Here is a 25,753-nt window from a genome sequence, read left to right as displayed (position 1 = left end):
GTGGGAACGCTCATCAAACCCCAGACAAACAAAAACGCCCCCGACCTTTCGGTCGGGGGCGTTTTTTTGCCCGCTAACTAAATGACTTAGTTACCGGACTTCTTCGCAGCGCGGGTACGCTCGCTTTCGCCCAGGATCTTCTTGCGAAGACGGATGGACTTAGGCGTGACTTCGCACAGCTCGTCTTCCTGTACGAACTCCAGAGCTTGCTCCAGAGTGAACTTGACAGGCGGAACCAGAGCGATGGTTTCGTCTTTACCCGAAGCACGCATGTTGTCGAGCTTCTTGCCTTTAGTCGGGTTGACACCCAGGTCGTTGTCGCGGCTGTTCAAGCCAACGATTTGACCTTCATAGATGTCCTGGCCGTGTTCTACGAACAGCTTGCCACGCGCCTGCAGGGTTTCCAGCGAGTAAGTCAGAGCCTTACCGGTCGCTACCGACACCAGTACACCGTTCTGACGGCCGGACATGTCGCCGGACTTCATCACGTCGTAACGGTCGAAGATCGAGGTCAGGATGCCGCCACCGGAGGTCAGGGTCAGGAATTCGTTACGGAAACCGATCAGACCACGAGCCGGGATGTTGTACTCAAGACGCACACGGCCCTTGCCATCCGGAACCATGTTGGTCAGGTCGCCTTTACGCAGACCCATTTGCTCCATGATCGCGCCCTGGGATTCTTCCGGCAGGTCGATGGTCACGTTTTCGTACGGTTCGTGCTTGACGCCATCAACCATACGGATAATCACTTCCGGACGACCAACACCCATTTCGAAGCCTTCGCGACGCATGGTTTCGATCAGTACCGAGAGGTGCAGCTCACCACGGCCGGAAACTTTGAACTTGTCAGCCGAGTCGCCTTCTTCAACGCGCAGAGCAACGTTGTAGAGCAGTTCCTTGTCCAGACGTTCCTTGATGTTACGGCTGGTCACGAACTTGCCTTCTTTACCGCAGAAAGGCGAGTCGTTTACCTGGAAGGTCATGGAAACGGTTGGCTCGTCGACGGTCAACGGCTTCATCGCTTCAACAGCGGTTGGGTCGCACAGGGTGTCGGAGATGAACAGTTGTTCGAAGCCGCTGATGCAGACGATGTCGCCGGCAGCTGCTTCTTCAACGTCGATACGGTGCAGACCGTGGTGACCCATCAGCTTCAGGATACGGCCGTTGCGCTTCTTGCCGTCGGCGTCGATAGCGACAACCGGAGTGTTCGGCTTGATGCGACCACGAGCGATACGGCCAACGCCGATAACACCCAGGAAGCTGTTGTAGTCCAGAGCGGATATCTGCATCTGGAACGGACCATCACGGTCGACTTTCGGTGCTGGTACGTCGTCGATGATCGACTGGTACAGCGGGGTCATGTCTTCAGCCATGGCGGTGTGGTCAAGACCAGCAATACCGTTCAGGGCCGAGGCGTAGACGACTTTGAAGTCCAGCTGTTCTTCGGTGGCACCCAGGTTGTCGAACAGGTCGAAGATCTGGTCCAGAACCCAGTCCGGACGCGCGCCTGGACGGTCAACCTTGTTGATGACCACGATTGGACGCAGGCCGGCTTCGAAAGCCTTCTTGGTCACGAAACGGGTTTGCGGCATAGGGCCGTCTTGAGCGTCAACCAGCAGCAGAACGGAGTCAACCATCGACATTACGCGTTCAACTTCGCCGCCGAAGTCGGCGTGGCCCGGGGTGTCCACGATGTTGATGTGGTAGCCGTTCCAGTTGATGGCGGTGTTTTTCGCCAGAATGGTAATACCGCGTTCTTTCTCCTGGTCGTTGGAGTCCATCACGCGCTCGTCGTTGAGCTCGTTGCGCTCCAGGGTGCCGGATTGACGCAAGAGTTTGTCTACCAGGGTGGTTTTACCATGGTCAACGTGAGCAATGATGGCGATGTTGCGTAGATTTTCGATCACTTGTGTATCTCGATCAGAGGATTCGGTGTGCTGACAGGTCGTGGCAGCGATTAACTTTAGAGTCCGTCAAAGCCGTTACAGCTTGACGGCGGCGTCGGGGGGCCGGTGACGCAGGCCACAGGCAAACAGCCCCGGGCACTTAGCTCGGTCGATAAACGCGCACATTGGCATGCCCCTCACTGAGCAAATGGTGGGCATGCAGGCGACTCATCACGCCTTTGTCGCAATACAACAGGTACTGGCGAGTAGGGTCCAGTTCCTTGAAACGAGCGTTCAATGCATAAAACGGCATCGTCTGCACCTCAATGCCAGCGAGATCCAGCGGCTCGTCTTCAGCGGCATCCGGGTGACGGATGTCGATGATGATCTGGCCCGCCAGTGCTTCGCTGACTTCTTCGATCTGCAAATCCTGGCCCAATTCGTCGATTACGCGATCGATCGGCACCAATTTGGCGTTCTCGAGCGCACGCTCGAGGACCGCCATGTCGAATTCTTTCTCTTCATGCTCCACGCGCGGACGCTTGGCGTGGGTCTTTGGGTTCACCGAGATGACCCCGCAGTATTCCGGCATGTGCTTGGCGAAATCGGCAGTACCGATTTCGTTGGCCAGGTCGATGATGTCCTGCTTGTGACTGGCGATCAGCGGGCGCAAGACCAACTTGTCGGTCACGCAGTCGATCACGGACAGGTTCGGCAACGTCTGGCTCGACACCTGGGAAATCGCTTCGCCGGTGACCAGCGCTTCGATCTCCAGCCGATCGGCAATACGGGAAGCAGCGCGCAACATCATACGCTTCAAAACTACGCCCATATGACTGTTATCGACTTTCCCGAGAATTTCTCCCAGTACTTCCTCGAACGGCACACTGACAAATAACACGCGTTGGGAGCTGCCGTACTTCTTCCAGATGAAGTGCGCGACTTCCATGACGCCCAGTTCGTGGGCACGTCCGCCCAGATTGAAGAAGCAGAAATGGCTCATCAGCCCGCGACGCATGATCTGGTAGGCGGCGACGGTGGAATCGAAGCCGCCGGACATCAGCACAAGCGTCTGTTCCAAGGCACCCAGCGGATAACCGCCAATGCTGTTGTGCTGGTTGTGAATCACGAACAACCGTTTGTCGCGAATTTCGATACGGACTTCAATTTCCGGCTCTTTCAGCGAAATACCGGCTGCACTGCACTGACGGCGCAGTTGGCTGCCGACGTATTTCTCGACATCCATGGAGCTGAATTCGTGCTTGCCGGCACGCTTGCAGCGCACCGAAAAGATCTTCCCGGCCAGGGCGTCACCGAAATGCTGCTTGCACTTGGCGACGATGTCGTCGAAATCGCCCAACGGGTACTCATCGACCTGCAGGAAATGCGCGATGCCCGGCATGCAGCTCAGGCGTTCGGTCATCTCCTTCAGGGCTTTCGGCTCGCTGACGCGGGTTTCCAGCTCGAGATTGTCCCACACACCGTTCACCACCACGGCCGGGTCCAGATCGCGGAGCACGGTACGGATGTTTTTGGCCAACTGGCGGATGAAACGCATCCGTACCGGGCGGCTCTTGATGGTGATCTCGGGGAAGACTTTTACGATTAGTTTCATGAAAACAGCGCGCGCTGGGCCAGCCGAAAAAGGGGGGCGCGGATTATAGCGGAAATTGCTCAAGGTTTAACCAGTTAATGTGCAGAAGGTTTTGCGTGCACCAAAACAGGTCATTTATGCAATTTAACGCTACATTACAGGGCGAGGTTTGGCGCTTTTTGAGGCTTTGCGCCTTTCTAAGCGTGATATTGGGGCAAAAAACCCACGGTGGGGCACTGGCATGCAATTTGCTCCCTTGTGAGGCAGGTTGCCATGGCAGAGTATTCGCGCCGGCATCACCCACAGATAAGGGCATCCATTACTAGCCCTAAGCCACCCCGGAGGACACTATGTCGAAGTCGGTTCAACTCATCAAAGATCATGACGTCAAGTGGATTGATCTGCGCTTCACGGACACCAAAGGCACTCAGCACCACGTGACCATGCCGGCTCGCGATGCGCTGGATGAAGCTTTCTTTGAAGAAGGCAAAATGTTCGACGGTTCCTCCATCGCCGGCTGGAAAGGCATCGAAGCTTCCGACATGATCCTGATGCCGGATGACAGCACTGCCGTTCTCGACCCGTTCACCGAAGAGCCGACCCTGATCCTGGTTTGCGACGTGATCGAGCCTTCGACCATGCAAGGCTACGACCGTGACCCACGTGCGATCGCCAAGCGTGCCGAGGAATACCTGAAGTCGACCGGTATCGGTGACACTGTATTCGTGGGCCCAGAGCCTGAGTTCTTCATCTTCGACGAAGTGAAGTTCAAATCCGACATCTCCGGTTCCATGTTCAAAATCTTCTCCGAACAAGGTTCGTGGATGTCCGACCAGGACGTGGAAGGCGGCAACAAAGGCCACCGTCCAGGCGTCAAAGGCGGCTACTTCCCTGTTCCGCCGTTCGACCACGACCACGAAATCCGTACCTCCATGTGCAACGCGATGGAAGAAATGGGCCTGGTCATCGAAGTTCACCACCACGAAGTGGCGACTGCCGGTCAGAACGAAATCGGCGTGAAATTCAACACCCTGGTTGCCAAGGCTGACGAAGTTCAAACCCTGAAGTACTGCGTACACAACGTTGCTGATGCATACGGCCGCACCGCGACCTTCATGCCTAAGCCTCTGTACGGCGACAACGGTTCGGGTATGCACGTTCACCTGTCCATCGCCAAAGATGGCAAGAACACCTTCGCTGGCGAAGGCTATGCCGGCCTGTCCGATACCGCTCTGTACTTCATCGGCGGCATCATCAAGCACGGTAAGGCCCTGAACGGCTTCACCAACCCGTCGACCAACTCCTACAAGCGTTTGGTCCCAGGTTTCGAAGCGCCGGTGATGCTGGCCTACTCGGCTCGCAACCGTTCGGCTTCGATCCGTATTCCTTACGTGTCCAGCCCTCGCGCTCGCCGTATCGAAGCTCGCTTCCCGGATCCAGCAGCTAACCCGTACCTGGGCTTCGCTGCACTGTTGATGGCTGGCCTGGACGGCATCCAGAACAAGATCCACCCTGGCGACGCCGCTGACAAAAACCTGTACGACCTGCCGCCTGAAGAGGCGAAAGAGATCCCACAAGTTTGCGGCAGCCTGAAAGAAGCCCTGGAAGAGCTGGACAAAGGTCGTGCGTTCCTGACCAAAGGCGGCGTTTTCAGCGACGACTTCATCGACGCTTACATCGCCCTGAAAAGCGAAGAAGAAATCAAGGTTCGTACCTTCGTACACCCACTGGAATATGAGCTGTATTACAGCTGCTGATCCGGTAGCGCCGCGCTACGCGGCGTGACAAAAGAGAGGCCTCCTTCGGGAGGCCTTTTTTATGGGCGACCGTCTGTCACCGGATGCCCGGTTGCGTGCATCATGGCCTTCATCCGATAAAGCCGAGATGCCCCATGCGCCTACGCCCATGCCTTGCCCTGCTCACCGCCCTGCTGGCCAACAGCGCTTTTGCCAGCCCAGCCCCCGCCGCCCTCGCTCCGTTGCTTGGCACCATCGAAGAACGCCTGACAATTGCCGATCAGGTCGCGCTGAGCAAATGGGACAGTGGCAAACCGGTCGAAGACCGGCAGCGCGAGCGCGAGGTGATTGCCGGCGCCGTCGCCCTGGCACCCGCCTATAAATTGAGCAACGAAGCCGTCGAACAGTTCTTCTCGGCGCAGATCGAGGCCAACAAACTGGTGCAATACGCTCACCTGTCTGACTGGCACGCGCAAGGCAAGGCGCCCAACGATCCTCGCCCCGACCTCGTCGGGCAGATCCGCCCACAACTTGACCAGTTACAAAAACGCCTGCTGCAACAACTGGCCGAATTCAGCCCTTATCGCAACGACCCGCAGTGTCCGACCTGGCTGGCCAAGGCCAATAAAACCAATGCCCAAGCGCCGCTGCGAAAGCTCGCCCAGATACGCGCCACCGCTGAGTTGTGCAGCGCCAGCCGCTGAGCCGGCCTGCCGACGTGCGCTGAAGTGCTCTATGCTGTCGCCATGAACGGAACAGGGCCGGACACTTGCCCAACGGCCAATGGAAGCCTGCAATGCGCTCATTGTTGTTATGCCTGTTTGTGCTGATCGCCCTGCCCGCCGCCGCGCAGATTTACAAGTACACCGACGCCAACGGCAACACCGCGTACAGCAATCAACCGCCTGATGGCGTAAAAGCTCAACCCGTGGAGTTGCCACCGCTCAACAGCGTCGAGCTTCAACCACCGAGCGAGCCAGTAGCGCCTGCGCAATCCAGTCGCCGTGAACAGCTCGGTAGCGCCTATCAGGTGCTGGAGCTGACCGGTCTGCCCACCGAAGAAGCCCTGCGCGCCAACAACGGCACGTTCACCGTCGGTGTATTGATCCAGCCGCGCCTGCAAGGCGCTCATCGATTGAGACTGTTACTGGACGATCAACCCTACGGCCAACCGAGCAACGTCCCGATTCTGCAAGTGGTGAACATCGACCGTGGCGAACACCGCCTCGCGGTTCAGGTGATCGATGGGCAAAACGTCCTGCAGCAGAGCCCCCCCGTGACTCTCACCGTACAACGGGTGCATAAGCCTTGAGCTTCTGGCTGTTGCTCGCGTGCCTGATCAGCCTGCCGGCAATGGCCGAGGTTTTCACCTACGTCGATGCCCAGGGCAATCGGGTCTTCACCGATCAGCCGGGCACCCGTAATGCCAAGCGTGTGCCACTGGCGACCAGCAATCGAATGTCGCCCAACCCGAGCGGTGCCGCCCCCATGACGGCCGCGAAAAACCAGGCCAAAACCCTGTTTCATTACGACATGCTTCGTGTGTTGGTGCCGGAGCCGGATGCCACAATCCGTAGCACTGCCGGTGAATTGATCGTCAGCGTTACCAGCGAACCCGGCCTGCAACAGGGCCATCGATATCGACTGCTGCTGGATGGCCAACCCACCGCCGAGCCTGGCCCAAGTCCGGTGTTCGCCCTGAGCAACATCGACCGCGGCAGCCACAACCTGTCGGTGGAAATCCTCGACGAGCAGGACCGCACCGTCGAACGCACGGCCAATCAACCGTTTCATATGCTGCGCATTTCCCTGGCGCAGAAACGCCAGGTCAAACCCTGCGTCCTTACAGACTACGGCCAACGGCCGGAATGCCCGCTCAAAGACAAACCCGAAGAAGAAAAAAGCTTCTTCTGATGCTAATGCCCGTGTAGGAGCCCAGCGGTGCGGCGATCCTATCTGTCGTTCAGCTTTGCGCACTATATTGGTGCAAAAGAGTGCACAGTGCTCACACCCCTAAACCATTCTGGTTCGAAAGCACCCGCAAAAACTGACAGAACGCCACGCAAACGAGCGCCAAAGGCCTGTTTCAGGCTTTTAACGCTTCTTTTCGGAGCCTTGGTTTGGTTTTTGCATTTTCCTTACATCGGCGCTTGTTTTTTACGCGCATATCGCTCCAAAAGAGGTCCTGATGACCATTAGCGACGCACTACACCGCTTGCTACTCGACAACCTGACCACCGCCACCATTCTGCTCGACGCCGAACTGCGCCTCGAGTACATGAACCCGGCGGCAGAGATGCTGCTGGCCATCAGCGGTCAACGTAGCCATGGGCAGTTCATCAGTGAGTTGTTCACCGAATCCACCGAGGCGCTGAACTCCCTGCGCCAGGCGGTCGAGCAGGCGCACCCGTTCACCAAGCGCGAGGCGATGCTCACCGCCCTCACCGGCCAGACCCTGACCGTCGACTACGCGGTAACGCCGATCCTGAGCAATGGCGATACGCTGCTGTTGCTGGAGGTTCACCCGCGTGACCGCTTGTTGCGGATCACCAAGGAAGAGGCGCAGCTGTCGAAGCAGGAGACCAGCAAGATGCTGGTACGCGGCCTCGCCCACGAAATCAAAAACCCTCTCGGCGGGATTCGCGGCGCGGCTCAGTTGCTCGCCCGTGAATTGCCGGAAGAAAGCCTGCGCGATTACACCAACGTCATCATTGAAGAAGCCGATCGCCTGCGCAATCTGGTGGATCGCATGCTCGGCTCCAACAAATTGCCCTCACTGGCCCTGTGCAACGTCCATGAAGTGCTGGAGCGCGTGGGTCAGTTGGTGGAAGCCGAGAGTCAGGGCTGCATCACGTTGGTGCGCGACTACGACCCAAGCATTCCAGATGTCCTGATTGATCGCGAACAAATGATTCAGGCCGTCCTGAACATCGTGCGCAACGCGATGCAGGCCATCAGCACCCAGAACGAGCTGCGCCTTGGCCGCATCAGCTTGCGTACCCGCGCCATGCGTCAGTTCACCATCGGCCACGTACGCCATCGCCTGGTGACCAAGATCGAAATCATCGACAACGGCCCGGGGATCCCCGCCGAGCTACAGGAAACCATCTTCTTCCCCATGGTCAGCGGCCGTCCGGACGGTACCGGGCTGGGCCTGGCCATTACCCAGAACATCATTAGCCAGCACCAGGGCCTGATCGAATGTGACAGCCATCCAGGCCACACCACGTTCTCGATCTTTCTGCCACTGGAACAAGGAGCCACATCGACATGAGCCGTAGTGAAACCGTGTGGATCGTCGATGACGACCGTTCTATCCGTTGGGTCCTGGAAAAAGCCTTGCAGCAGGAAGGCATGACCACGCAAAGCTTCGACAGCGCCGATGGCGTGATGAGCCGCTTGGCGCGCCAGCAGCCGGATGTGATCATCTCCGACATCCGCATGCCGGGTGCCAGCGGACTGGACCTTCTGGCACGGATTCGCGAACAACACCCACGGCTGCCAGTCATCATCATGACCGCGCACTCCGACCTGGACAGCGCTGTCGCGTCCTATCAGGGCGGCGCGTTCGAATACCTGCCCAAGCCGTTCGATGTCGACGAAGCCGTCTCCCTGGTCAAACGCGCCAACCAGCACGCTCAAGAACAGCAAGGTCTGGAAGTCGTTCCGACACTGACCCGCACCCCGGAAATCATCGGCGAAGCGCCGGCGATGCAGGAAGTGTTTCGTGCCATCGGGCGCTTGAGCCACTCCAATATCACCGTGCTGATCAACGGCGAATCCGGTACCGGTAAAGAGCTCGTGGCCCACGCCCTGCACCGTCACAGCCCACGGGCGGCCTCGCCGTTCATTGCGCTGAACATGGCGGCCATCCCCAAGGACCTGATGGAATCCGAGCTGTTCGGCCATGAAAAAGGTGCATTCACCGGCGCGGCCAACCTGCGTCGCGGGCGTTTTGAGCAGGCTGACGGCGGCACGCTGTTCCTCGATGAAATCGGCGACATGCCGGCGGATACCCAGACTCGCTTGCTGCGGGTATTGGCGGACGGTGAGTTCTACCGTGTCGGCGGCCATGTGCCAGTGAAGGTCGATGTACGCATCATCGCTGCGACTCACCAGAACCTGGAAACCCTGGTGCATGCCGGTAAATTCCGTGAGGACTTGTTCCACCGCCTCAACGTGATCCGCATCCACATTCCACGGCTGTCGGACCGTCGCGAAGACATCCCGACCCTGGCCAAGCATTTTCTCGGGCGCGCCGCGCAAGAACTGGCGGTGGAACCGAAGCTGCTGAAAAGCGAAACCGAGGAATACCTGAAGAACCTGCCGTGGCCAGGCAACGTGCGTCAGCTGGAGAATACCTGCCGCTGGATCACTGTGATGGCCTCGGGTCGCGAAGTGCACATCAGCGATCTGCCGCCAGAGCTGCTGAGCTTGCCGCAGGATTCGGCGCCGGTAACCAACTGGGAGCAAGCGTTGCGTCAGTGGGCTGATCAAGCGCTGGCTCGCGGCCAGTCGAGTTTGCTCAACAGCGCCGTGCCGGCCTTCGAGCGGATCATGATCGAAACCGCCCTCAAACACACCGCCGGCCGCCGCCGCGATGCTGCCGTTTTGCTGGGTTGGGGCCGTAATACCCTGACACGCAAGATCAAGGAACTGGGGATGAAGGTTGATGGTGGGGATGATGATGAGGGGGATGAGGGCTAGTCCCTTCACCTGATTGTTCCCATGCTCTGCGTCCGCTTCGGCAGGGATGCGGAGCGTCCCGGGCTGCATTCCCACGCAGAGCGTAGGAACGATCATCGCCCCGGCGTGCACCGCCGCAATGCACCGTGAACCGCAATCGCGCACGGCAACAGATCCGAAATCCCGCCTGCGTTCGCAATCGAACCTCTATCGAAAAAACACAAAAGCCCCGAATTACGGGGCCTCTAGCGCTACTCAGCGGTTTTTTGTTTGCACTTGTTAAAAACTGGCACGCCCCCTGCAATAGCCCAATCAGTGATTCGATTCACTACCCAGTTTCGGGGACCTTGGTACAGGCAGGCCGGGGATTCCCCTCTTTACACCGGGCTCATACCGCAATTGCGACGAGCCTTCCCGTTTTGGGGAACCTTGGTACAGGCAGGCCGGGGATTCCCTCTTTTATTGCTCTCGGAGATGGATCTCCAGCCGCCAGCGGTCATCGACCTCGCTACCGGCCCATTCGCCCTGCAGCGGACGGGCCGCCACCACCGTCAGCAACAACCCCCCATCACTCAATCGCGTTCGCCAGTTCACGTCCTTGCCGTTGAGCTTAAGCTGACCTTTTTGCGCCTTGCCTTCAGCCTCGAACAACAGCGCCACGCTGCCGTCAACCAGCTCACCGTGGGTTTTGGGCTCGTTGTTGAACCACACCACCAGCCCATCGTTCGTCACCTCGACTTGCTCTAAAACGCTGGGGTCGGGCGCGGTCAGGCGACCGATCATCAGGCCCACCATCATCCCGACAATCGCCAGCGAAGCCATCACCCGCGGGAATAGTTTCGAACGAGGGTCCTTTGGCGGCGTAGAATGCCCGTCATCTTTACCTTCGGAGCCGTGCATGTTTCACGTCATCCTTTTCCAACCAGAAATTCCGCCGAATACCGGCAACGTTATCAGGCTGTGCGCCAACAGTGGCTGCCACCTGCATTTGATCGAACCGCTGGGCTTCGAGATGGACGACAAGCGTCTGCGCCGGGCCGGCCTCGATTACCATGAGTATGCCACCCTGCAACGCCATGCGGACCTCGCCAGCTGCCTGGAAAGCCTCGGCCATCCACGGTTGTTCGCCTTTACCACCAAGGGTTCGCGGCCATTTCATGACGCCAGCTTCGCCGAGGGCGATGCCTTCCTGTTCGGCCCGGAAAGCCGTGGCTTGCCGGCCGAGGTGCTCGACGCCCTGCCCGGCGAACAACGCCTGCGCTTGCCGATGCGCGAAGGCTGCCGCAGCCTGAACCTGTCCAACACCGTGGCCGTCGCCGTGTATGAAGGCTGGCGCCAGCTCGGGTTCAAGTAATCTCGAGACCTGATCGTTCCCACGCTCTGCGTGGGAACGATCACCCAAGAAAAAAGCGCCTGTTACGGCGCTTTTTTCGTTTCTGCATCGAACGCTTATTGCACAGTCGGGGTTTCGCCCGCGGCCTGCATGCGTTGCAGCTCTTGTGCGTACAGCGCGTCGAAGTTCACCGGGGCCAGCATCAGGGCCGGGAACGAACCGCGGGTCACCAGGCTGTCCAGGGTTTCGCGAGCGTACGGGAACAGGATGTTCGGGCAGAACGCGCCTAGGGTGTGACTCATCGAAGCATCGTCCAGGTTCTTGATCAGGAAGATCCCGGCCTGTTGCACTTCAGCAATGAACGCCACTTCTTCACCGTTTTTCACGGTGACTGACAGGGTCAGCACGACTTCGTGGAAATCGCCTTCCAGAGCCTTCTGACGGGTGTTCAGATCCAGACCAACGCTTGGCTCCCACTGCTGGCGAAAGATCGCCGGGCTTTTCGGGGCTTCGAAGGACAAGTCACGTACGTAGATGCGCTGCAAGGAGAATTGCGGTGCGGTTTCTTCTTCGCTAGCTGCAGTGTTCTGTTGGTCAGTCATCTCAGATCCTTTCTGATCTCGGGTCTTGTAAAGGTTGGCTATTTTTAAGTCAGGCAGTCAGGCCTTGAGCAGGGCGTCGAGCTTGCCGGCGCGCTCCAGGGCAAACAAATCATCACAACCGCCCACGTGGGTGCTGCCAATCCAGATCTGCGGCACGGACGTACGTCCGGCCTTCTGAGCCATCGCGGCACGCACCTGCGGCTTGCCATCGACCTTGATCTCTTCGAAGGCTACGCCTTTGTTCTCGAGCAGGTACTTGGCTCGCGAGCAATAAGGGCAGTAATCGCTGGAATAGACGACGACGTTGTTCATATCACTTCACCAGCGGCAGATTGTCGGCTTTCCAGCTGGAAATACCGCCAGACAGCTTGGCGGCGGTGAAGCCGGCTTTCATCAGTTCGCGGGCATGAGTGCCGGCAGTCTGGCCCATGGCGTCGACCAGGATAATGGTCTTGGCCTTGTGCTTTTCCAGTTCGCCGACGCGAGCGGTCAGTTTGTCCTGAGGAATGTTCAACGCGCCAACAATGTGACCGGCGGCGAAATCCTTGGTCGGACGAATGTCGATCACTATGCCCTCGTCCTTGTTGACCAGCCCGGTCAGTTCACCGGTGCTAAGGTTGCGGCCGCCGCCTTGCATCTGATAGGCCAACAGCAAGGCCGCCAGTACAACGAAGATACCCACGAGAATGTAGTGGTTGGTGGCGAATTGAATCAGGTGATCAACCATCGAAGGAGGTTCCAGGGCGTTAAAATGTCGGCCAGTATACACAGCCACTATGGTGGGCCAAACCCCGTCCGGCGGTGACGGCGCCGGAACTTCGCTTTAAACTGCCACTCCCTTTTCCATCGCCTCTTTTAATTCAGCCACGAGTGGAATCTATGACTACGACGCCTAAACCTTTGGTCCTGATGATTCTCGACGGCTTCGGTCACAGTGACAGCCAGGAATCCAACGCTATCTATGCGGCAAAGAAGCCCGTACTGGACCGCCTGTGGGCCACTGTGCCAAATGGCTTGATCTCGGGCAGCGGCATGGACGTCGGCTTGCCGGACGGCCAGATGGGTAACTCCGAAGTCGGCCACATGAACCTCGGCGCCGGCCGGGTGGTGTATCAGGACTTCACCCGTGTGACCAAAGCGATTCGCGATGGCGAATTCTTCGAGAACCCGACCCTCTGCGCCGCGGTGGATAAAGCCGTTGCTGCCGGCAAAGCCGTGCACTTCATGGGGCTGCTGTCCGATGGCGGTGTTCACAGCCACCAGGATCACCTGGTCGCCATGGCTGAACTGGCCTACAAGCGCGGCGCCGAAAAAATCTACCTGCACGCCTTCCTTGATGGCCGTGATACGCCACCGAAAAGCGCCCAGTCGTCCATCGAACTGCTGGATGCTGCGTTCCAGGCCCTCGGTAAAGGTCGGATCGCCAGCATCATCGGCCGTTACTACGCCATGGACCGCGATAACCGTTGGGACCGCGTGTCCCAGGCCTACAACCTGATTGTCGATGGCAGCAGCGAATTCAACGCCGCCACCGCCCAGGAAGGCCTGCAAGCCGCGTATGAGCGCGGCGAGAGCGACGAATTCGTCAAAGCCACCAGCATTGGCGAGCCAGTGAAGGTTGAAGACGGCGACGCCGTGGTCTTCATGAACTTCCGCGCCGACCGTGCCCGCGAACTGACCCGCGTGTTCGTCGAAGACGACTTCAAGGAATTCGAACGTGCTCGCCAGCCAAAACTGGCCGGTTTCGTCATGCTGACCCAATACGCCGCCAGCATCCCCGCGCCGTCGGCCTTCGCCGCGAGCAGCCTGGACAACGTGCTGGGCGACTACCTGGCGAAAAACGGCAAGACGCAGCTGCGCATCGCCGAAACCGAAAAGTACGCCCACGTGACTTTCTTCTTCTCTGGCGGTCGCGAAGAACCGTTCCCGGGCGAAGAACGCATCCTGATCCCGTCGCCGAAAGTCGCCACCTATGACTTGCAGCCCGAGATGAGCGCCCCGGAAGTCACCGACCGCATCGTCGATGCCATTGAAAACCAGCGTTACGACGTGATCGTGGTCAACTACGCCAACGGCGACATGGTCGGCCATAGCGGTGTATTCGACGCGGCTGTCAAAGCAGTTGAATGCCTGGACCTGTGCGTCGGCCGCATCGTCGATGCGCTGGAAAAAGTCGGCGGCGAAGCCCTGATTACCGCCGACCACGGCAACGTCGAGCAAATGTCCGACGCATCGACCGGCCAGGCGCACACTGCGCATACCACCGAGCCGGTGCCGTTCATCTATGTCGGCAAGCGTGACTTCAAGGTCCGCGACGGCGGCGTACTGGCGGATGTCGCGCCGACCATGCTGATGTTGCTGGGGCTTGAGAAGCCGGCGGAGATGACGGGTACTTCGATTCTGGTGTAAGCAGCCTCTTCAAACACCGCCAAACCCTGTGGGAGTGAGCCCCCTCGCCACACAAGCTCGCTCCCACATTGGTTTTCGGTGTTTTTTCTGTCCAGTTATCACACAACCCCAATTGGGCATTTTTTTTGCTGCGCTTGGCGGGCATACTAGGCCGTCCCTTTCCCTGGTGTCGCCCGCCTCTATGCTTCGCGTCCTGATAGCCCTTGCCCTGACTTGCCTGCTTCAACCGGCCTTTGCCGACGAGCGCACGCAAACCCAACAACAGTTGGACGCCACGCGTCAGGACATTACCGAGCTGAAAAAACTGCTGGGTAAACTCCAGGAAGAAAAATCCGGGGTGCAGAAAGACCTCAAGGGCACCGAAACCGAGATGGGCAAGCTCGAGAAGCAGGTCGAAGCCCTGCAAAAAGAGCTGAAGAAAAGCGAATCCGAGCTGCAGCGACTCGATGCTGAGAAAAAAAAACTCCAGAGCGCGCGCATTGAACAGCAACGACTGATCGCCATCCAGGCCCGCGCGGCCTATCAGAATGGCCGTCAGGAGTACCTGAAGCTGCTGCTCAACCAGCAGAACCCGGAAAAATTCGCCCGCACCCTCACCTATTACGACTACCTGAGCCAGGCCCGCCTGGAGCAGCTGAAGAATTTCAACGAAACCCTGCGCCAACTGGCCAATGTCGAAAAAGACATCGGCCTGCAGCAAGCGCAATTGCTGGTGCAGAAAAGCAGCCTCGACAGCCAGCGTGACGAACTCGACAAGGTCCGCCAAGAGCGTCAGCAAGTCCTGACCAAACTCAACGACGACGTGAAGGCTCGCGATCAGAAACTGGCGGCGCGCGAGCAGGATCAGGCAGATCTGTCTAAAGTCCTTAAAACCATTGAAGAAACCTTGGCCCGTCAGGCCCGAGAGGCAGAAGAGGCGCGGCAAAAAGCGCTGATCGCCCAGCAGGAAGCCGAAAAAAAGCGTTTACGTGAGGCTCAGGCTGAAGCAGATGCCACCGATGCCCCACGCAAACCCGCTAAATCGACACCCGGCGCACTGGTTTCAAGTTCAGGCGAAACCTTTGGCGGCCCCTTTGCTTCCACCCGCGGCAGACTTCCATGGCCGGTTGATGGTCGACTGCTGGCGCGCTTCGGTGAAAGCCGTGGCGACGATGCCCGCACCAAATGGGATGGCGTGATGATCAGCGCTTCCGCCGGCAGCCAGGTGCATGCCGTGCACGGCGGCCGCGTGGTGTTTGCCGATTGGTTGCGAGGCGCCGGACTGCTGGTGATCCTCGATCATGGCAACGGTTTTTTGAGTCTTTACGGTCACAACCAGACGCTGCTCAAGTCTGCGGGTGACGTGGTAAAAGCCGGTGAGTCCATCTCCACTGTCGGTAGCAGTGGCGGGCAGGACACACCAGCGCTGTATTTCGCTATTCGTCAGCAGGGTCACCCGAGTGATCCGGCGCAATGGTGCCGCGCGCAAGGATAGGCGTTGAGTCACCTACTTCAGGAGTTCGTTCGACATGCTGTATTTGTCCCGCCTTACCTCGCTGGCCCTGACGATTGCCCTGGTGATCGCCGCGCCGTTGGCGTTTGCCGCTCAACCGACCCCGGCGGTCGCACCTGCCGGCACCGCTGCGACCACCAAGGCGCCATTGCCGCTGGACGAGTTGCGCACCTTTGCCGAAGTCATGGACCGGATCAAGGCAGCCTATGTAGAGCCGGTGGACGACAAGACCCTGCTGGAAAACGCCATCAAAGGCATGCTCAGCAACCTCGACCCGCACTCCGCGTACCTGGGCCCGGAAGACTTCGCTGAATTGCAGGAAAGCACCAGCGGCGAATTTGGCGGCCTGGGCATCGAAGTCGGCGCCGAAGACGGTTTCATCAAGGTGGTTTCCCCCATCGATGACACCCCGGCCTCCAAGGCTGGCATTCAGGCCGGCGACTTCATCGTCAAGATCAACGGCCAGCCGACTCGCGGCCAGAGCATGACCGAAGCCATCGACAAGATGCGCGGCAAGATCGGCCAGAAGATCACCCTGACCCTGGTACGCGACGGTGGCGCGCCATTCGACGTGACCCTGGTCCGCGCCATCATTCAAGTGAAGAGCGTGAAGAGCCAGCTGCTGGAGTCCGGCTACGGTTACATCCGCATCACCCAGTTCCAGGTCAAGACCGGCGAAGAGGTCTCCAAGGCCCTGGCCAAGTTGCGTAAGGACAACGGCAAGAAGCTCAGCGGTATCGTCCTCGACTTGCGCAACAACCCGGGCGGCGTGCTGCAATCGGCAGTGGAAGTGGTCGACCACTTCATTACCAAGGGCTTGATCGTCTACACCAAGGGCCGCATCGCCAACTCCGAACTGCGCTTCTCCGCCACCGGCAAGGACGAAAGCGAAGCCGTTCCAATGGTCGTGCTGATCAACGGCGGCAGCGCCTCGGCCTCGGAAATTGTCGCCGGCGCCCTGCAGGATCAGAAACGCGCGGTCGTCATGGGCACCACCAGTTTCGGCAAAGGCTCGGTACAAACCGTGTTGCCACTGAACAACGAACGCGCACTGAAAATCACCACGGCGCTGTACTACACGCCGAACGGCCGCTCAATTCAGGCGCAGGGCATCGTCCCGGACATCGAAGTGCGCAAGGCCAAGATCACTAGCGAGCAGGACGGCGAATACTTCAAGGAAGCCGATCTGCAAGGACACCTGGGCAATGGTAACGGCGGCGCCGACAAACCGACCGGTTCCGGTGGCAAAGCCAAGGCCATGCCGCAAGATGACGATTACCAGTTGGCCCAGGCCCTGAGCCTGCTCAAAGGGCTGAGCATCACCTCCGGCCGCTGAGATGCGCCTGCGGTTGCTCCTCGGTCTGCTGTGCTGTCTGGCGGGTGTCGCTCACGCGGCGCCTGCCACGACAGCGGCCACACCTCACAAGGCTTATCTGAGCCTGATCATCGATGACCTGGGGCAGAACCTGCCCCGGGATCGCCGCGTGCTGGCCCTGCCCGGCCCGGTCACCACGGCAATCATGCCCGATACACCCCACGCCACCGAATTCGCCCGCGAAGCCCATCGCGCCGGCAAGATTGTCATCCTGCATATGCCCATGGACCCGGCCACTGGGCCATTCGCCTGGCATCCCGAGCTACCCATCGAAGAACTCGAGAAGCGCCTGAACGCGGCGTTCAAAGCTGTGCCGTACACCGCCGGCATCAACAACCACATGGGCAGCCGCATGACTGTTCAGCAATCGGCCATGGCCTGGCTGATGGCGGACTTGCAGCGTCGGCACAATTTCTTCGTCGACAGCCGCACCAGTGCGCAAACCGTGGCGGCCGCCGAGGCGCAGAAGATTGGTTTGGCGAGCGTTTCGCGGGATGTGTTCCTGGATGACGAGCCCACTGAAGCCGCGATTTTCACTCAGCTACAGACGGCTATCAGCCTGGCGCGCAAGCAGGGTTCCGCGGTGATGATCGGGCATCCGTATCCGCAGACATTGGCGGTGCTTGAACGTGAATTGCCCAAGCTCAAGGCCCAGGGCATTGACTGGATCGACATCAAACAGATGATCAGTGTGCGCGGCAATCGTGCAACGGCAGCGCACGGCAAGGATGGTCAGTACCGCCTCCCGACTGCCCGGTAATTCCTCCCGGCCCACTCCATTTCGCGATAACTATTTATACCTGTCGGTACACCGCCCCGTGCCACGATAGCGCTCACCCCGAATTTCATCACCAAGGAATGGACATGAAATATCTCAGGTTCTTTTGCTTCGCAGGCCTGATTGGTCTGCTGGCTATTTCCTCCGCAGTGCAGGCCCGAGACTTGGGCGAAGGCGCCGTCAACGGCTCAACTTCGAAAGCGTTGCAAAACAGCGAGCACTACTATGAACTCTGGAGCGGCATCGGACGACTCGGTCTGCCCTCAGGGGAATCCTGCAGCGCCGTTCTTCTGGATACGCGAAACAGGCAAAGCCGAGCCATCGGCCCTGCTTACCTGCTCACCAGCGGTCATTGCGTGTTCTTTGAGTACGGTTCGGCACGGACCAATCTGCCTTTGAAAGCCAGCGTCACCTTCCACTACTTTCATGACGTGCCACAGCGTAAGCGCCAATACGCCATTCGGACCGCCCGATGGAGCAGCCTGGTCGGGACCGATCTTGCGGTACTCGAAGTCGACGCGACATTGGCGCGCCGGGCGGCTTTACCGAACAAGGGCTTCGATTCAGTGCCTGCGCTGAACAAACCGCCGGAACGTTCATCGATCATCCCGGGGTGTTCTCTTTAGCCATGAGAAACAGCTGCGACCTTTACGCTGGCGGCTCCGGTAGCCCGATGCTGAATCGCCGCACCAACGAAATAACCGGCATCGTCAGTAAAGTCATGGCCTCGCGTAATACACCAGCGCTGCCCGACTGTGAGCACTCGACGTCTTGCAACGCCGCCCGCTTCAACTACAGCTACTCGGCCAATTTTCTGCACAAGTGCTTTATTGACGGTGTCTTCACCAGCAATGGATCGGACTGTTCGCTGGAGCCGGTCGAACTGACTGTCACTGAGCCCTGGAAGCTCAAGTCATACGTTCATCGAACGCAGAATGCGGATGGGCAGATCGTATTACCTACTTGGGACTTCAGGTTTTCCCTTGAGGCGCCCTTCTATCGCTATAAAACGGTCCATAACGCTAGGGACTGCAAGGTTCCTGACAAATACAGTGCCACCATCAGCGCTGAAGATGCTTATATCAATACTCAAATCGGGCCACAAAGCGGCGCACATGCACTCTGCATTATCGGCGTCGCCTCAGGGGCACAGCCGCTGACAAAGGCGACGTTGAATAACGTGTTTACAACTGCCGTGTACTTGAGCGCGACGCCGGACGCTGCGCTTTAGACCACATCAAGGTAATTGCTACAGATAGCGCCCCATGATGTCGTCAACGATGCCTTCCTTGCGCAATTGATCCAGCGCGGCCTGCAGCTTCGCGACAGTTTCATCCGGCACGTCTTTGTTCAATGCCAGGTACAACTCGGCGCTGTTGAAGCGCAGTACGGTCTTGAGCCCGTTGACGCCTTCGCGACGCGCCAGATAACGCCCGGCAGGGTCACCGGTGGCCCACAAGTCGATCTGGCCCTCGACCAGTTTTTTTGCATTGTCCTGATCCCGCAGCACAACAATCGGCTTCAATCCTTGCTTGGCCAGCGTCTCGGCAATCGCGTCGCCCTTGTAGGCGCCAATCTTGTATTGGCGCGCCTGCTCCAGCGACTCGAGGGTGATCTTGCTATCGGCCTTGGCCAGCAGAATCCAGTCGTCGGGGCCGATAGGGCCGACCCACTTGAAGAGCTTCTCTCGATCCGGCAACCGCGCCATCACGAACACGCCATAACCAGGCTTTTCCAGGGCGAGTTTGTAGATACGTTCCCAGGGGAAACGCAGCGTCAAGCTGTAGGTAATGTCGGCGCGTTTGAACATCTCGCGGATGATGTCCGTGGCGATGCCATTGATATTCTCGTCCTGCGCGAAGTTCTTGCCGTTCTTCGCCATGTTGTAGGGCGGGAAGTTTTCAGTCAGCAACACCAGGCCGGTGCTGGGACTTTCTTTGGCGTAAACGCCGTTGATGAGCAACAGGGAAGCGCTGGCGAGGATAAGAAGAAGACGTTTTAGCATGTCGGGCTACCGGAATCCATGGCGTGCTCAAGAGTGCCTTGAGCACGCCATGCTGTCCACTGGCCTGTACCCGTTTAACGCATCACGATGCCGCGATGAGCCATGTAGGCCTTGGCTTCCTGCACGGTATATTCGCCAAAGTGGAAAATACTCGCCGCCAGCACCGCGCTGGCGTGGCCTTCGAGAATGCCGTCGGCCAAGTGCTGCAAGTTGCCAACACCGCCGGACGCGATCACCGGAATCCCCAGCGCATCGCTGATGGCGCGGGTGACGCCCAAGTCGAAGCCGTTTTTCATGCCGTCCTGGTCCATGCTGGTCAGCAGGATTTCGCCGGCACCCAGGCCTTCCATCTTCTTCGCCCACTCAACCGCGTCGAGACCGGTTGGCTTGCGACCACCGTGGGTGAAGATTTCCCAGCGCGGGGTTTCGCCCGGACCGGAAACCTTCTTCGCGTCGATGGCGACGACGATGCATTGCGAGCCGAAATGCTGGGCCGCTTCGCCGACGAATTCCGGATTGAACACCGCCGCGGTGTTGATCGAGACCTTGTCCGCACCGGCATTGAGCAAGTTGCGAATGTCCTGCACGGTACGTACGCCGCCGCCGACAGTCAGCGGGATGAACACCTGGCTGGCCATGCGTTCGACGGTGTGCAGCGTGGTGTCGCGACCGTCGACGCTGGCGGTGATGTCGAGAAAGGTAATCTCGTCGGCACCTTGCTCATCGTAACGACGGGCGATTTCCACCGGGTCGCCGGCATCGCGAATGTTCTCGAACTTGACGCCCTTGACCACCCGGCCGTTATCCACGTCCAGGCAAGGGATGATGCGTTTGGCCAGCGCCATGGTGAGTCCTCAGCCTTTGTACGAATCGCAGAAAGCTTGCGCTTCAGCAACATCGAGGGTGCCTTCGTAAATCGCCCGGCCGGTGATGGCGCCGATGATGCCTGGCGCCTTGGCGTCGAGCAGCGACTTGATGTCACCCAGATTGTGGATACCGCCGGAAGCGATCACCGGAATCTTCGTCGCAGCGGCCAGGGCGGCGGTGTACGAAACGTTGCAGCCCTGCATCATGCCGTCTTTGGCGATGTCGGTATAAACGATCGCGGACACGCCGTCGGCTTCGAATTGCTTGGCCAGGTCAATCACCTGAATGGTGCTGATTTCAGCCCAGCCGTCGGTGGCGACAAAACCGTCTTTGGCATCCAGACCAACGATCACTTTGCCCGGGAACGCGCGGCAGGCTTCGGCAACGAAAGCCGGATCTTTCACGGCTTTGGTGCCGATGATCACGTAGCTCACGCCTGCTTTGACGTAGTGTTCAATGGTTTCCAGCGAGCGAATACCGCCGCCGATCTGAATCGGCAGGTTCGGATAACGCTTGGCGATGGCGGTGACCACTTCGCCGTTGACCGGCTGGCCTTCGAAGGCACCGTTCAGGTCGACCAGATGCAGACGGCGGCAACCGCCTTCCACCCACTTGGCAGCCATGCTCACCGGGTCATCGGAGAACACCGTGGAATCTTCCATGCGGCCCTGACGCAGACGAACACAGGCACCGTCTTTAAGATCGATAGCGGGAATAATTAGCATGCTTTTCCTTCGTCAAAGAGCTGCAAGCTGCAAGCCATAAGCTGCAAGCGCGCACGCGTGTCTACTTCTTGCAGCTTAAAGCTTGAAGCTTGCCGCTGCCCTAATTCTTCTCAAGCGCCCACAGGTCGCTTTCGATGCTTTCGAACCTCTCTTTGAGGTGCGTCTGCACATCGAAAATCGCCCTGTTGTAATAGTGCGGAGCAATTTCGCGGGTAAACAGCTCAAGGATTTCAGCCGCTTCGAACGAACCCAGGTCCAGTTCGAAACGGTCCTCCATGAAGCGTTTGATCTTCTGATTGGCCTCGTTCTCCTGTTCGGGAGTGAGGGTCAGGATCGGCGGCTTGCCCTTCTTGACGGCCATTTACCAGCGACCGTCCCACGCGGCAAAGTTCTGCAGCAATTGCAGGCCATGGGTATGGCTCTTCTCCGGGTGGAATTGCACGGCGAAACGCGAGCCATCGGCCAGCGCAGCGGCGAAATCGACACCGTAGTGACCGCTGCCCACCACCTGCCGCGCATTGCCGGCAGCAATGTAGTAGCTGTGCACGAAGTAGAAACGCGCCAAGTCCGGAATGTCGTGCCACAGCGGGTGACTCACCGTCTGCTTCACTTCGTTCCAGCCCATGTGCGGGACTTTCAGGTGTTCGCCGTCTTCGTGCAAATCTTTGCCGAAGAACTTCACCTGGCCGGGGAACAGACCGATGCAATCGACGCCGTCGTTCTCTTCGCTGCGGTCGAGCAAAGCTTGCATGCCCACGCAGATGCCAAGGAACGGACGGTCCTGGCTGACTTCACGCACCAGCGAGTCGAAGCCCAGGCGACGGATCTCCGCCATGCAATCGCGAATCGCGCCGACGCCGGGAAATACCACCCGGTCGGCTTCGCGAATCACATCGGCATCGCTGGTGATCAGCACCTTGCCGGCACCGACGTGCTCGAGGGCCTTGGCCACCGAGTGCAGGTTGCCCATGCCGTAATCGATAACCGCGACCGTCTGCATTACAGAACGCCTTTGGTCGACGGCATCTGACCAGCCATGCGGTCATCAAGCTCTACGGCCATGCGCAGGGCGCGGCCGAAAGCCTTGAACACGGTTTCGATTTGGTGGTGGGTGTTGGTGCCACGCAGATTGTCGATGTGCAGGCTGACGAGGGCGTGGTTGACGAAGCCCTGGAAGAATTCCTGGAACAGGTCAACGTCGAAACCGCCGACGGTCGCGCGGGTATAAGGAACATGCATCTGCAGGCCAGGGCGGCCGGAGAAGTCGATCACCACGCGCGACAGCGCTTCATCGAGCGGCACGTAGGCATGGCCGTAGCGACGGATGCCTTTCTTGTCGCCGATGGCTTTGGCGAAGGCCTGACCCAGGGTGATACCGACGTCTTCCACCGTGTGGTGGTCGTCGATATGCAGGTCGCCCTTGCTGACAATATCCAGGTCGATCAGCCCGTGACGGGCGATCTGGTCCAGCATGTGCTCAAGAAAAGGTACGCCGATATCAAATCGGGCCTTTCCGGTGCCATCCAGGTTGATCGAGGCTTTGATCTGGGTTTCCAGAGTGTCGCGCTCGACAGACGCCATACGTTCGGCCATCACCAGCTCCGCAAAAATCATTGGGGCGAAAAAGGCAGCCATTATAGGGTCGCGGGCGCTAAACAGAAACACGGGAGGTGATATCACTGACGGAGTGAACTCAGTGCCGCCAGCGATGTACATGTCAGTACAAGCACCCCAAGACCACTGATCGCTCCCACGCTCTGCGTGGGAGTGCAGCCCTGGACGCTCCGCGTCTGCTCTGAATGTGACGCGGAGCGTCACGGGAGGCATCCCCACGCAGAGCGTGGGAACGATCCGTTACGGGGAACTTAGTGGAACAACACTGCAGTCTTCTGCAACGTCACCCAAACACCCCACGCCAACGGAATACCCACCACCAACCACGCAGCCACCGCCAAAGGCTTGGTGCCCGCATCCGCTTTCCACTCCAGCACGGTGCTGGCGTCAGCACCCTTGTCGTGGCCCAGCGCCTGCTCGGCCGCCAGTTCAGCGTCGGTCATGAAGTACTTGTCGGCCACCGGACGAACCATCAGGTTGCACAGGAAACCCAGCACCAGCAGGCCCGCGAGGATGTACAGGGTGATGTCGTAAGCCGCGGCACGTTCAACGCCGAGGCTCAGCTGATATTCACGCAGGTAGTTCACCAACACCGGTCCCAACACCCCCGCCGCTGCCCAAGCGGTCAACAGACGACCGTGGATCGCGCCGACCATTTGCGTACCGAACAAGTCAGCCAGGTAAGCCGGCACCGTCGCAAAACCACCGCCGTACATCGACAGGATGATGCAGAACGCCGCCACGAACAGCGCAACGTTGCCCAGGTGGCCGAGATTCGGAATCAGCGCGTACAGCGCAAATCCGAGGGCGAAGAACACGAAATAAGTGTTCTTGCGACCCAGGTAGTCCGAGAAAGAAGCCCAGAAGAACCGGCCACCAATGTTGAACAGGCTCAGCAAACCGGTGAAACCGGCCGCAATCGCTGCGATCGAGGCCAGTTGCCCGGCATCCAGCTGACCAAATGTCTGGTCGGTGCCCAGCAATTTACCGGCGAAGACTTCCTGCAACAGCGGCGAAGCCATGCCGAGGATGCCGATACCCGCCGAAACGTTCAGGCACAGCACCAGCCACACCAGACAGAATTGCGGGGTTTTCCACGCCACATTCACATGCACGTGACGGTGAGTGATCATCGAGTTCAACGCTTTTTTCGCCGGAGCAGTCCAGCCTTCAGGCTTCCAGCCAGTTGGCGGAACGCGGTACGACAGCGCGCCACCGATCATGAACACGAAGTAGATCGCGGCCATCACCAGAAAGCTCTGCCACACGCCGACGCTGGTTGGTGAAGCGAAGTGGCCCATCAGCGCTGCAGCCAGTGGAGCGCCGACCATCGCGCCGCCGCCGAAGCCCATGATCGCCATGCCTGTGGCCATGCCGCGCTTGTCCGGGAACCACTTGATCAGGGTCGAGACCGGCGAGATGTAACCCAACCCCAAGCCGATACCACCAATGACCCCGGAGCCGATCCACATCAGCCAGATCTGGTGGGTATAAACCCCCAACGCCGAAATCAGCAGACCGCCACACCAGCACAGTGCCGACACCACACCGGCCTTGCGCGGACCTGCGTGTTCCAGCCAGCCGCCCCAGATCGCTGCCGAGCAGCCGAGGAAGATGAAGAACAGGGTGTAGATCCAGCCGAGCATCGAGATCGGCCAGTCGCATTGAGACGAAAAGACCTGAGCGATGAAGCTCATGTCCGGCTCGCAAGTCACGGCCTTGGTGACGCCCAGGGCTTTGGACAACGGCAACCAGAACACCGAAAAGCCGTAGGCCATGCCGATGCACAGGTGGATGGCCAGAGCGGCCGGTGGTACCAGCCAACGGTTAAAACCGGGCTTGGCAATGATGCGCTCCTTGGACAGGAACGCGGGCTGGTCGGCAAAGCCGTCCGCCGTGATGCTCGTAGTCATGGTGTTTCCCCCAATTATTAGTATGGTTCGCCAGCCGCTCTTCACCCCCAGCCTTTATGCACGCAGACACGACTGTTTTTTCGGAGCTGAAGCTTCATTTTTGATGTGACATCAAGTCATTGAAGGACGGACGAACGGGCAAAGGTTACCATTTGAACGCGACAGAAAAACCAAAGTGATATCACCTTTTGTATGTCATCTGTTCTCGTACAACCCGCAAGAATGTGTTTCACGCGTAGGAGCAGCCTTCGGCAGCTCCTACGGGGCCGGATTACTTTTCAAAGGAAGCGCCATGCCGATCATTGTCGAACTGCTGAACCCAGCCACTTATCAGGATCAACAAGATCTGCAGAAGATCTACCGCGATGCTCCGGACTGGCTGTTTGCGCCATTCACTGGGGAGACGCAGCTGATTGAAGACTGCCTGCGGGACGGTTCGCTGATCGCCGGACGCTTCAACGATCGGCTGTTGGGCGCGGCACGTCTGCAACGACACCAGGACGTCTGGCACTTGTCTCATTTATGCGTACGAAAAATTACCCGTCGCCGTGGCGTTGCCGAGCGTCTGGTGAACGAAGCGCGGAAAATGGCGTCGCAATCAGGTGCGACATTGCGGCTGTTGGCGCCTGCCGGGCACCTCGAAGCTCAAGCACTTGCGGCTAAGCTGAAGGTGCCGCTGGATGTACTTACCCTATGATCGCTGACCGGTCGTCCACTTCGCAGCGCTATACTCCCCGC

Annotated in this window: 27 protein-coding genes; 14 read left to right on the top strand and 13 right to left on the bottom strand. The window is 58.9% G+C overall.

The window, feature by feature from the left end; translation table 11 throughout:
• Nucleotides 1-86: 86 nt before the first annotated feature.
• A complete protein-coding gene (gene typA, locus LOY56_RS01595) occupies nt 87-1,907 on the bottom strand; it encodes a translational GTPase TypA (protein ID WP_237883633.1) in 1,821 nt (606 codons plus the stop codon).
• A 139-nt stretch (nt 1,908-2,046) separates the two neighbouring features.
• A complete protein-coding gene (gene thiI / locus LOY56_RS01590) occupies nt 2,047-3,501 on the bottom strand; it encodes a tRNA uracil 4-sulfurtransferase ThiI (RefSeq protein WP_258619153.1) in 1,455 nt (484 codons plus the stop codon).
• Between the two features lie 329 nt (nt 3,502-3,830).
• On the opposite strand from thiI, the gene glnA reads away from it, so the two are divergent.
• The 6 genes from glnA (at nt 3,831) to ntrC (ending at nt 9,923) form a co-directional block, all read left to right on the top strand.
• Nucleotides 3,831-5,237 (top strand): glutamate--ammonia ligase, encoded by a 1,407-nt coding sequence (glnA, locus tag LOY56_RS01585; protein WP_258619145.1) that lies wholly within the window; start codon nt 3,831-3,833, stop codon nt 5,235-5,237.
• A gap of 134 nt (nt 5,238-5,371) precedes the next feature.
• Nucleotides 5,372-5,920, top strand: a complete 549-nt coding sequence (locus LOY56_RS01580) for a chorismate mutase (RefSeq protein ID WP_258619137.1) — start codon at nt 5,372-5,374, stop codon at nt 5,918-5,920.
• 92 nt (nt 5,921-6,012) lie between these two features.
• The gene (locus tag LOY56_RS01575) at nt 6,013-6,528 is read left to right on the top strand and encodes a DUF4124 domain-containing protein (RefSeq protein WP_258619125.1); all 516 of its coding nucleotides are present in this window, start codon (nt 6,013-6,015) and stop codon (nt 6,526-6,528) included.
• The gene (locus tag LOY56_RS01570) at nt 6,525-7,130 is read left to right on the top strand and encodes a DUF4124 domain-containing protein (protein ID WP_258619122.1); all 606 of its coding nucleotides are present in this window, start codon (nt 6,525-6,527) and stop codon (nt 7,128-7,130) included. Before LOY56_RS01575 ends, LOY56_RS01570 begins: the two co-directional genes overlap by 4 nt.
• 274 nt (nt 7,131-7,404) lie before the next feature.
• Nucleotides 7,405-8,490 carry a nitrogen regulation protein NR(II) gene (glnL, locus tag LOY56_RS01565; protein ID WP_258619117.1) on the top strand — a complete coding sequence of 362 codons (1,086 nt, stop codon included), beginning with the start codon at nt 7,405-7,407 and terminating at the stop codon, nt 8,488-8,490.
• Entirely contained in the window at nt 8,487-9,923 is a 1,437-nt protein-coding gene (ntrC, locus tag LOY56_RS01560; RefSeq protein ID WP_258619113.1) for a nitrogen regulation protein NR(I), read from the top strand. The genes glnL and ntrC overlap by 4 nt, the downstream gene beginning before the upstream one ends.
• Before the next feature lie 438 nt (nt 9,924-10,361).
• Here ntrC and LOY56_RS01555 read toward each other — a convergent pair whose 3' ends face one another.
• Nucleotides 10,362-10,802: a hypothetical protein gene (locus tag LOY56_RS01555; protein WP_258619112.1), complete on the bottom strand. Its 441-nt coding sequence runs from the start codon at nt 10,800-10,802 to the stop codon at nt 10,362-10,364.
• On the opposite strand from LOY56_RS01555, the gene LOY56_RS01550 reads away from it, so the two are divergent.
• Nucleotides 10,801-11,256: a tRNA (cytidine(34)-2'-O)-methyltransferase gene (locus LOY56_RS01550; protein ID WP_007949025.1), complete on the top strand. Its 456-nt coding sequence runs from the start codon at nt 10,801-10,803 to the stop codon at nt 11,254-11,256. The two genes, LOY56_RS01555 and LOY56_RS01550, sit on opposite strands and share 2 nt — an antisense overlap.
• Nucleotides 11,257-11,351: 95 nt before the next feature.
• On the opposite strand, the gene secB is transcribed toward LOY56_RS01550, so the two are convergent.
• The 3 genes from secB to LOY56_RS01535 are packed head-to-tail and all read right to left on the bottom strand — an operon-like array spanning nt 11,352 to nt 12,564.
• Nucleotides 11,352-11,837: a protein-export chaperone SecB gene (gene secB / locus LOY56_RS01545; RefSeq protein WP_007897410.1), complete on the bottom strand. Its 486-nt coding sequence runs from the start codon at nt 11,835-11,837 to the stop codon at nt 11,352-11,354.
• A gap of 57 nt (nt 11,838-11,894) precedes the next feature.
• On the bottom strand, nt 11,895-12,149 hold the full coding sequence (gene grxC / locus LOY56_RS01540; protein WP_053153180.1) for a glutaredoxin 3: 255 nt from the start codon (nt 12,147-12,149) through the stop codon (nt 11,895-11,897).
• Nucleotide 12,150: 1 nt separating this feature from the next.
• A complete protein-coding gene (locus LOY56_RS01535; protein ID WP_258619109.1) occupies nt 12,151-12,564 on the bottom strand; it encodes a rhodanese-like domain-containing protein in 414 nt (137 codons plus the stop codon).
• 152 nt (nt 12,565-12,716) lie between these two features.
• On the opposite strand from LOY56_RS01535, the gene gpmI reads away from it, so the two are divergent.
• The 6 genes from gpmI to LOY56_RS01505 all read left to right on the top strand — a co-directional run bounded on the left by gpmI (nt 12,717) and on the right by LOY56_RS01505 (nt 19,122).
• A complete protein-coding gene (gene gpmI / locus LOY56_RS01530; RefSeq protein ID WP_258619108.1) occupies nt 12,717-14,246 on the top strand; it encodes a 2,3-bisphosphoglycerate-independent phosphoglycerate mutase in 1,530 nt (509 codons plus the stop codon).
• Nucleotides 14,247-14,427: 181 nt separating this feature from the next.
• Nucleotides 14,428-15,720, top strand: coding sequence for a murein hydrolase activator EnvC (locus LOY56_RS01525; RefSeq protein WP_258619106.1), 1,293 nt, complete (start codon nt 14,428-14,430; stop codon nt 15,718-15,720).
• A gap of 34 nt (nt 15,721-15,754) precedes the next feature.
• Nucleotides 15,755-17,074, top strand: a complete 1,320-nt coding sequence (locus tag LOY56_RS01520; RefSeq protein ID WP_258619105.1) for a S41 family peptidase — start codon at nt 15,755-15,757, stop codon at nt 17,072-17,074.
• Nucleotide 17,075: 1 nt separating this feature from the next.
• Nucleotides 17,076-17,873: a divergent polysaccharide deacetylase family protein gene (locus tag LOY56_RS01515; protein WP_258619104.1), complete on the top strand. Its 798-nt coding sequence runs from the start codon at nt 17,076-17,078 to the stop codon at nt 17,871-17,873.
• Between the two features lie 104 nt (nt 17,874-17,977).
• Nucleotides 17,978-18,517: a hypothetical protein gene (locus LOY56_RS01510; protein WP_258619103.1), complete on the top strand. Its 540-nt coding sequence runs from the start codon at nt 17,978-17,980 to the stop codon at nt 18,515-18,517.
• A gap of 47 nt (nt 18,518-18,564) precedes the next feature.
• Nucleotides 18,565-19,122: a hypothetical protein gene (locus LOY56_RS01505; RefSeq protein ID WP_258619102.1), complete on the top strand. Its 558-nt coding sequence runs from the start codon at nt 18,565-18,567 to the stop codon at nt 19,120-19,122.
• A gap of 18 nt (nt 19,123-19,140) precedes the next feature.
• Here LOY56_RS01505 and LOY56_RS01500 read toward each other — a convergent pair whose 3' ends face one another.
• From LOY56_RS01500 to LOY56_RS01470, 7 genes are all read right to left on the bottom strand, one after another.
• Complete coding sequence (locus LOY56_RS01500) at nt 19,141-19,896, bottom strand: ABC transporter substrate-binding protein (RefSeq protein ID WP_258619101.1); 756 nt, start codon at nt 19,894-19,896, stop codon at nt 19,141-19,143.
• Nucleotides 19,897-19,970: 74 nt separating this feature from the next.
• A complete protein-coding gene (gene hisF, locus LOY56_RS01495) occupies nt 19,971-20,741 on the bottom strand; it encodes an imidazole glycerol phosphate synthase subunit HisF (protein ID WP_007897430.1) in 771 nt (256 codons plus the stop codon).
• A gap of 9 nt (nt 20,742-20,750) precedes the next feature.
• Nucleotides 20,751-21,488 (bottom strand): 1-(5-phosphoribosyl)-5-[(5-phosphoribosylamino)methylideneamino]imidazole-4-carboxamide isomerase, encoded by a 738-nt coding sequence (hisA, locus tag LOY56_RS01490; protein WP_007897434.1) that lies wholly within the window; start codon nt 21,486-21,488, stop codon nt 20,751-20,753.
• Nucleotides 21,489-21,588: 100 nt separating this feature from the next.
• Complete coding sequence (locus LOY56_RS01485; protein WP_258619086.1) at nt 21,589-21,849, bottom strand: DUF2164 domain-containing protein; 261 nt, start codon at nt 21,847-21,849, stop codon at nt 21,589-21,591.
• Nucleotides 21,850-22,488: an imidazole glycerol phosphate synthase subunit HisH gene (gene hisH / locus LOY56_RS01480; RefSeq protein ID WP_237883601.1), complete on the bottom strand. Its 639-nt coding sequence runs from the start codon at nt 22,486-22,488 to the stop codon at nt 21,850-21,852.
• Nucleotides 22,488-23,081 (bottom strand): imidazoleglycerol-phosphate dehydratase HisB, encoded by a 594-nt coding sequence (gene hisB, locus LOY56_RS01475; protein ID WP_007897437.1) that lies wholly within the window; start codon nt 23,079-23,081, stop codon nt 22,488-22,490. The genes hisH and hisB overlap by 1 nt, the downstream gene beginning before the upstream one ends.
• Nucleotides 23,082-23,353: 272 nt before the next feature.
• Nucleotides 23,354-25,015, bottom strand: a complete 1,662-nt coding sequence (locus tag LOY56_RS01470) for an OFA family MFS transporter (RefSeq protein ID WP_258619081.1) — start codon at nt 25,013-25,015, stop codon at nt 23,354-23,356.
• A gap of 292 nt (nt 25,016-25,307) precedes the next feature.
• Between LOY56_RS01470 and LOY56_RS01465 the strand changes: the two genes are divergently transcribed.
• On the top strand, nt 25,308-25,712 hold the full coding sequence (locus LOY56_RS01465; protein WP_258619079.1) for a PanM family protein: 405 nt from the start codon (nt 25,308-25,310) through the stop codon (nt 25,710-25,712).
• Nucleotides 25,713-25,753 lie beyond the last annotated feature (41 nt).

This window comes from Pseudomonas sp. B21-048 (assembly GCF_024748615.1).
GTDB lineage: Bacteria > Pseudomonadota > Gammaproteobacteria > Pseudomonadales > Pseudomonadaceae > Aquipseudomonas.
Note: the sequence above shows the minus strand (reverse complement) of the source record. Positions and strands in the feature narration are given on the sequence as shown.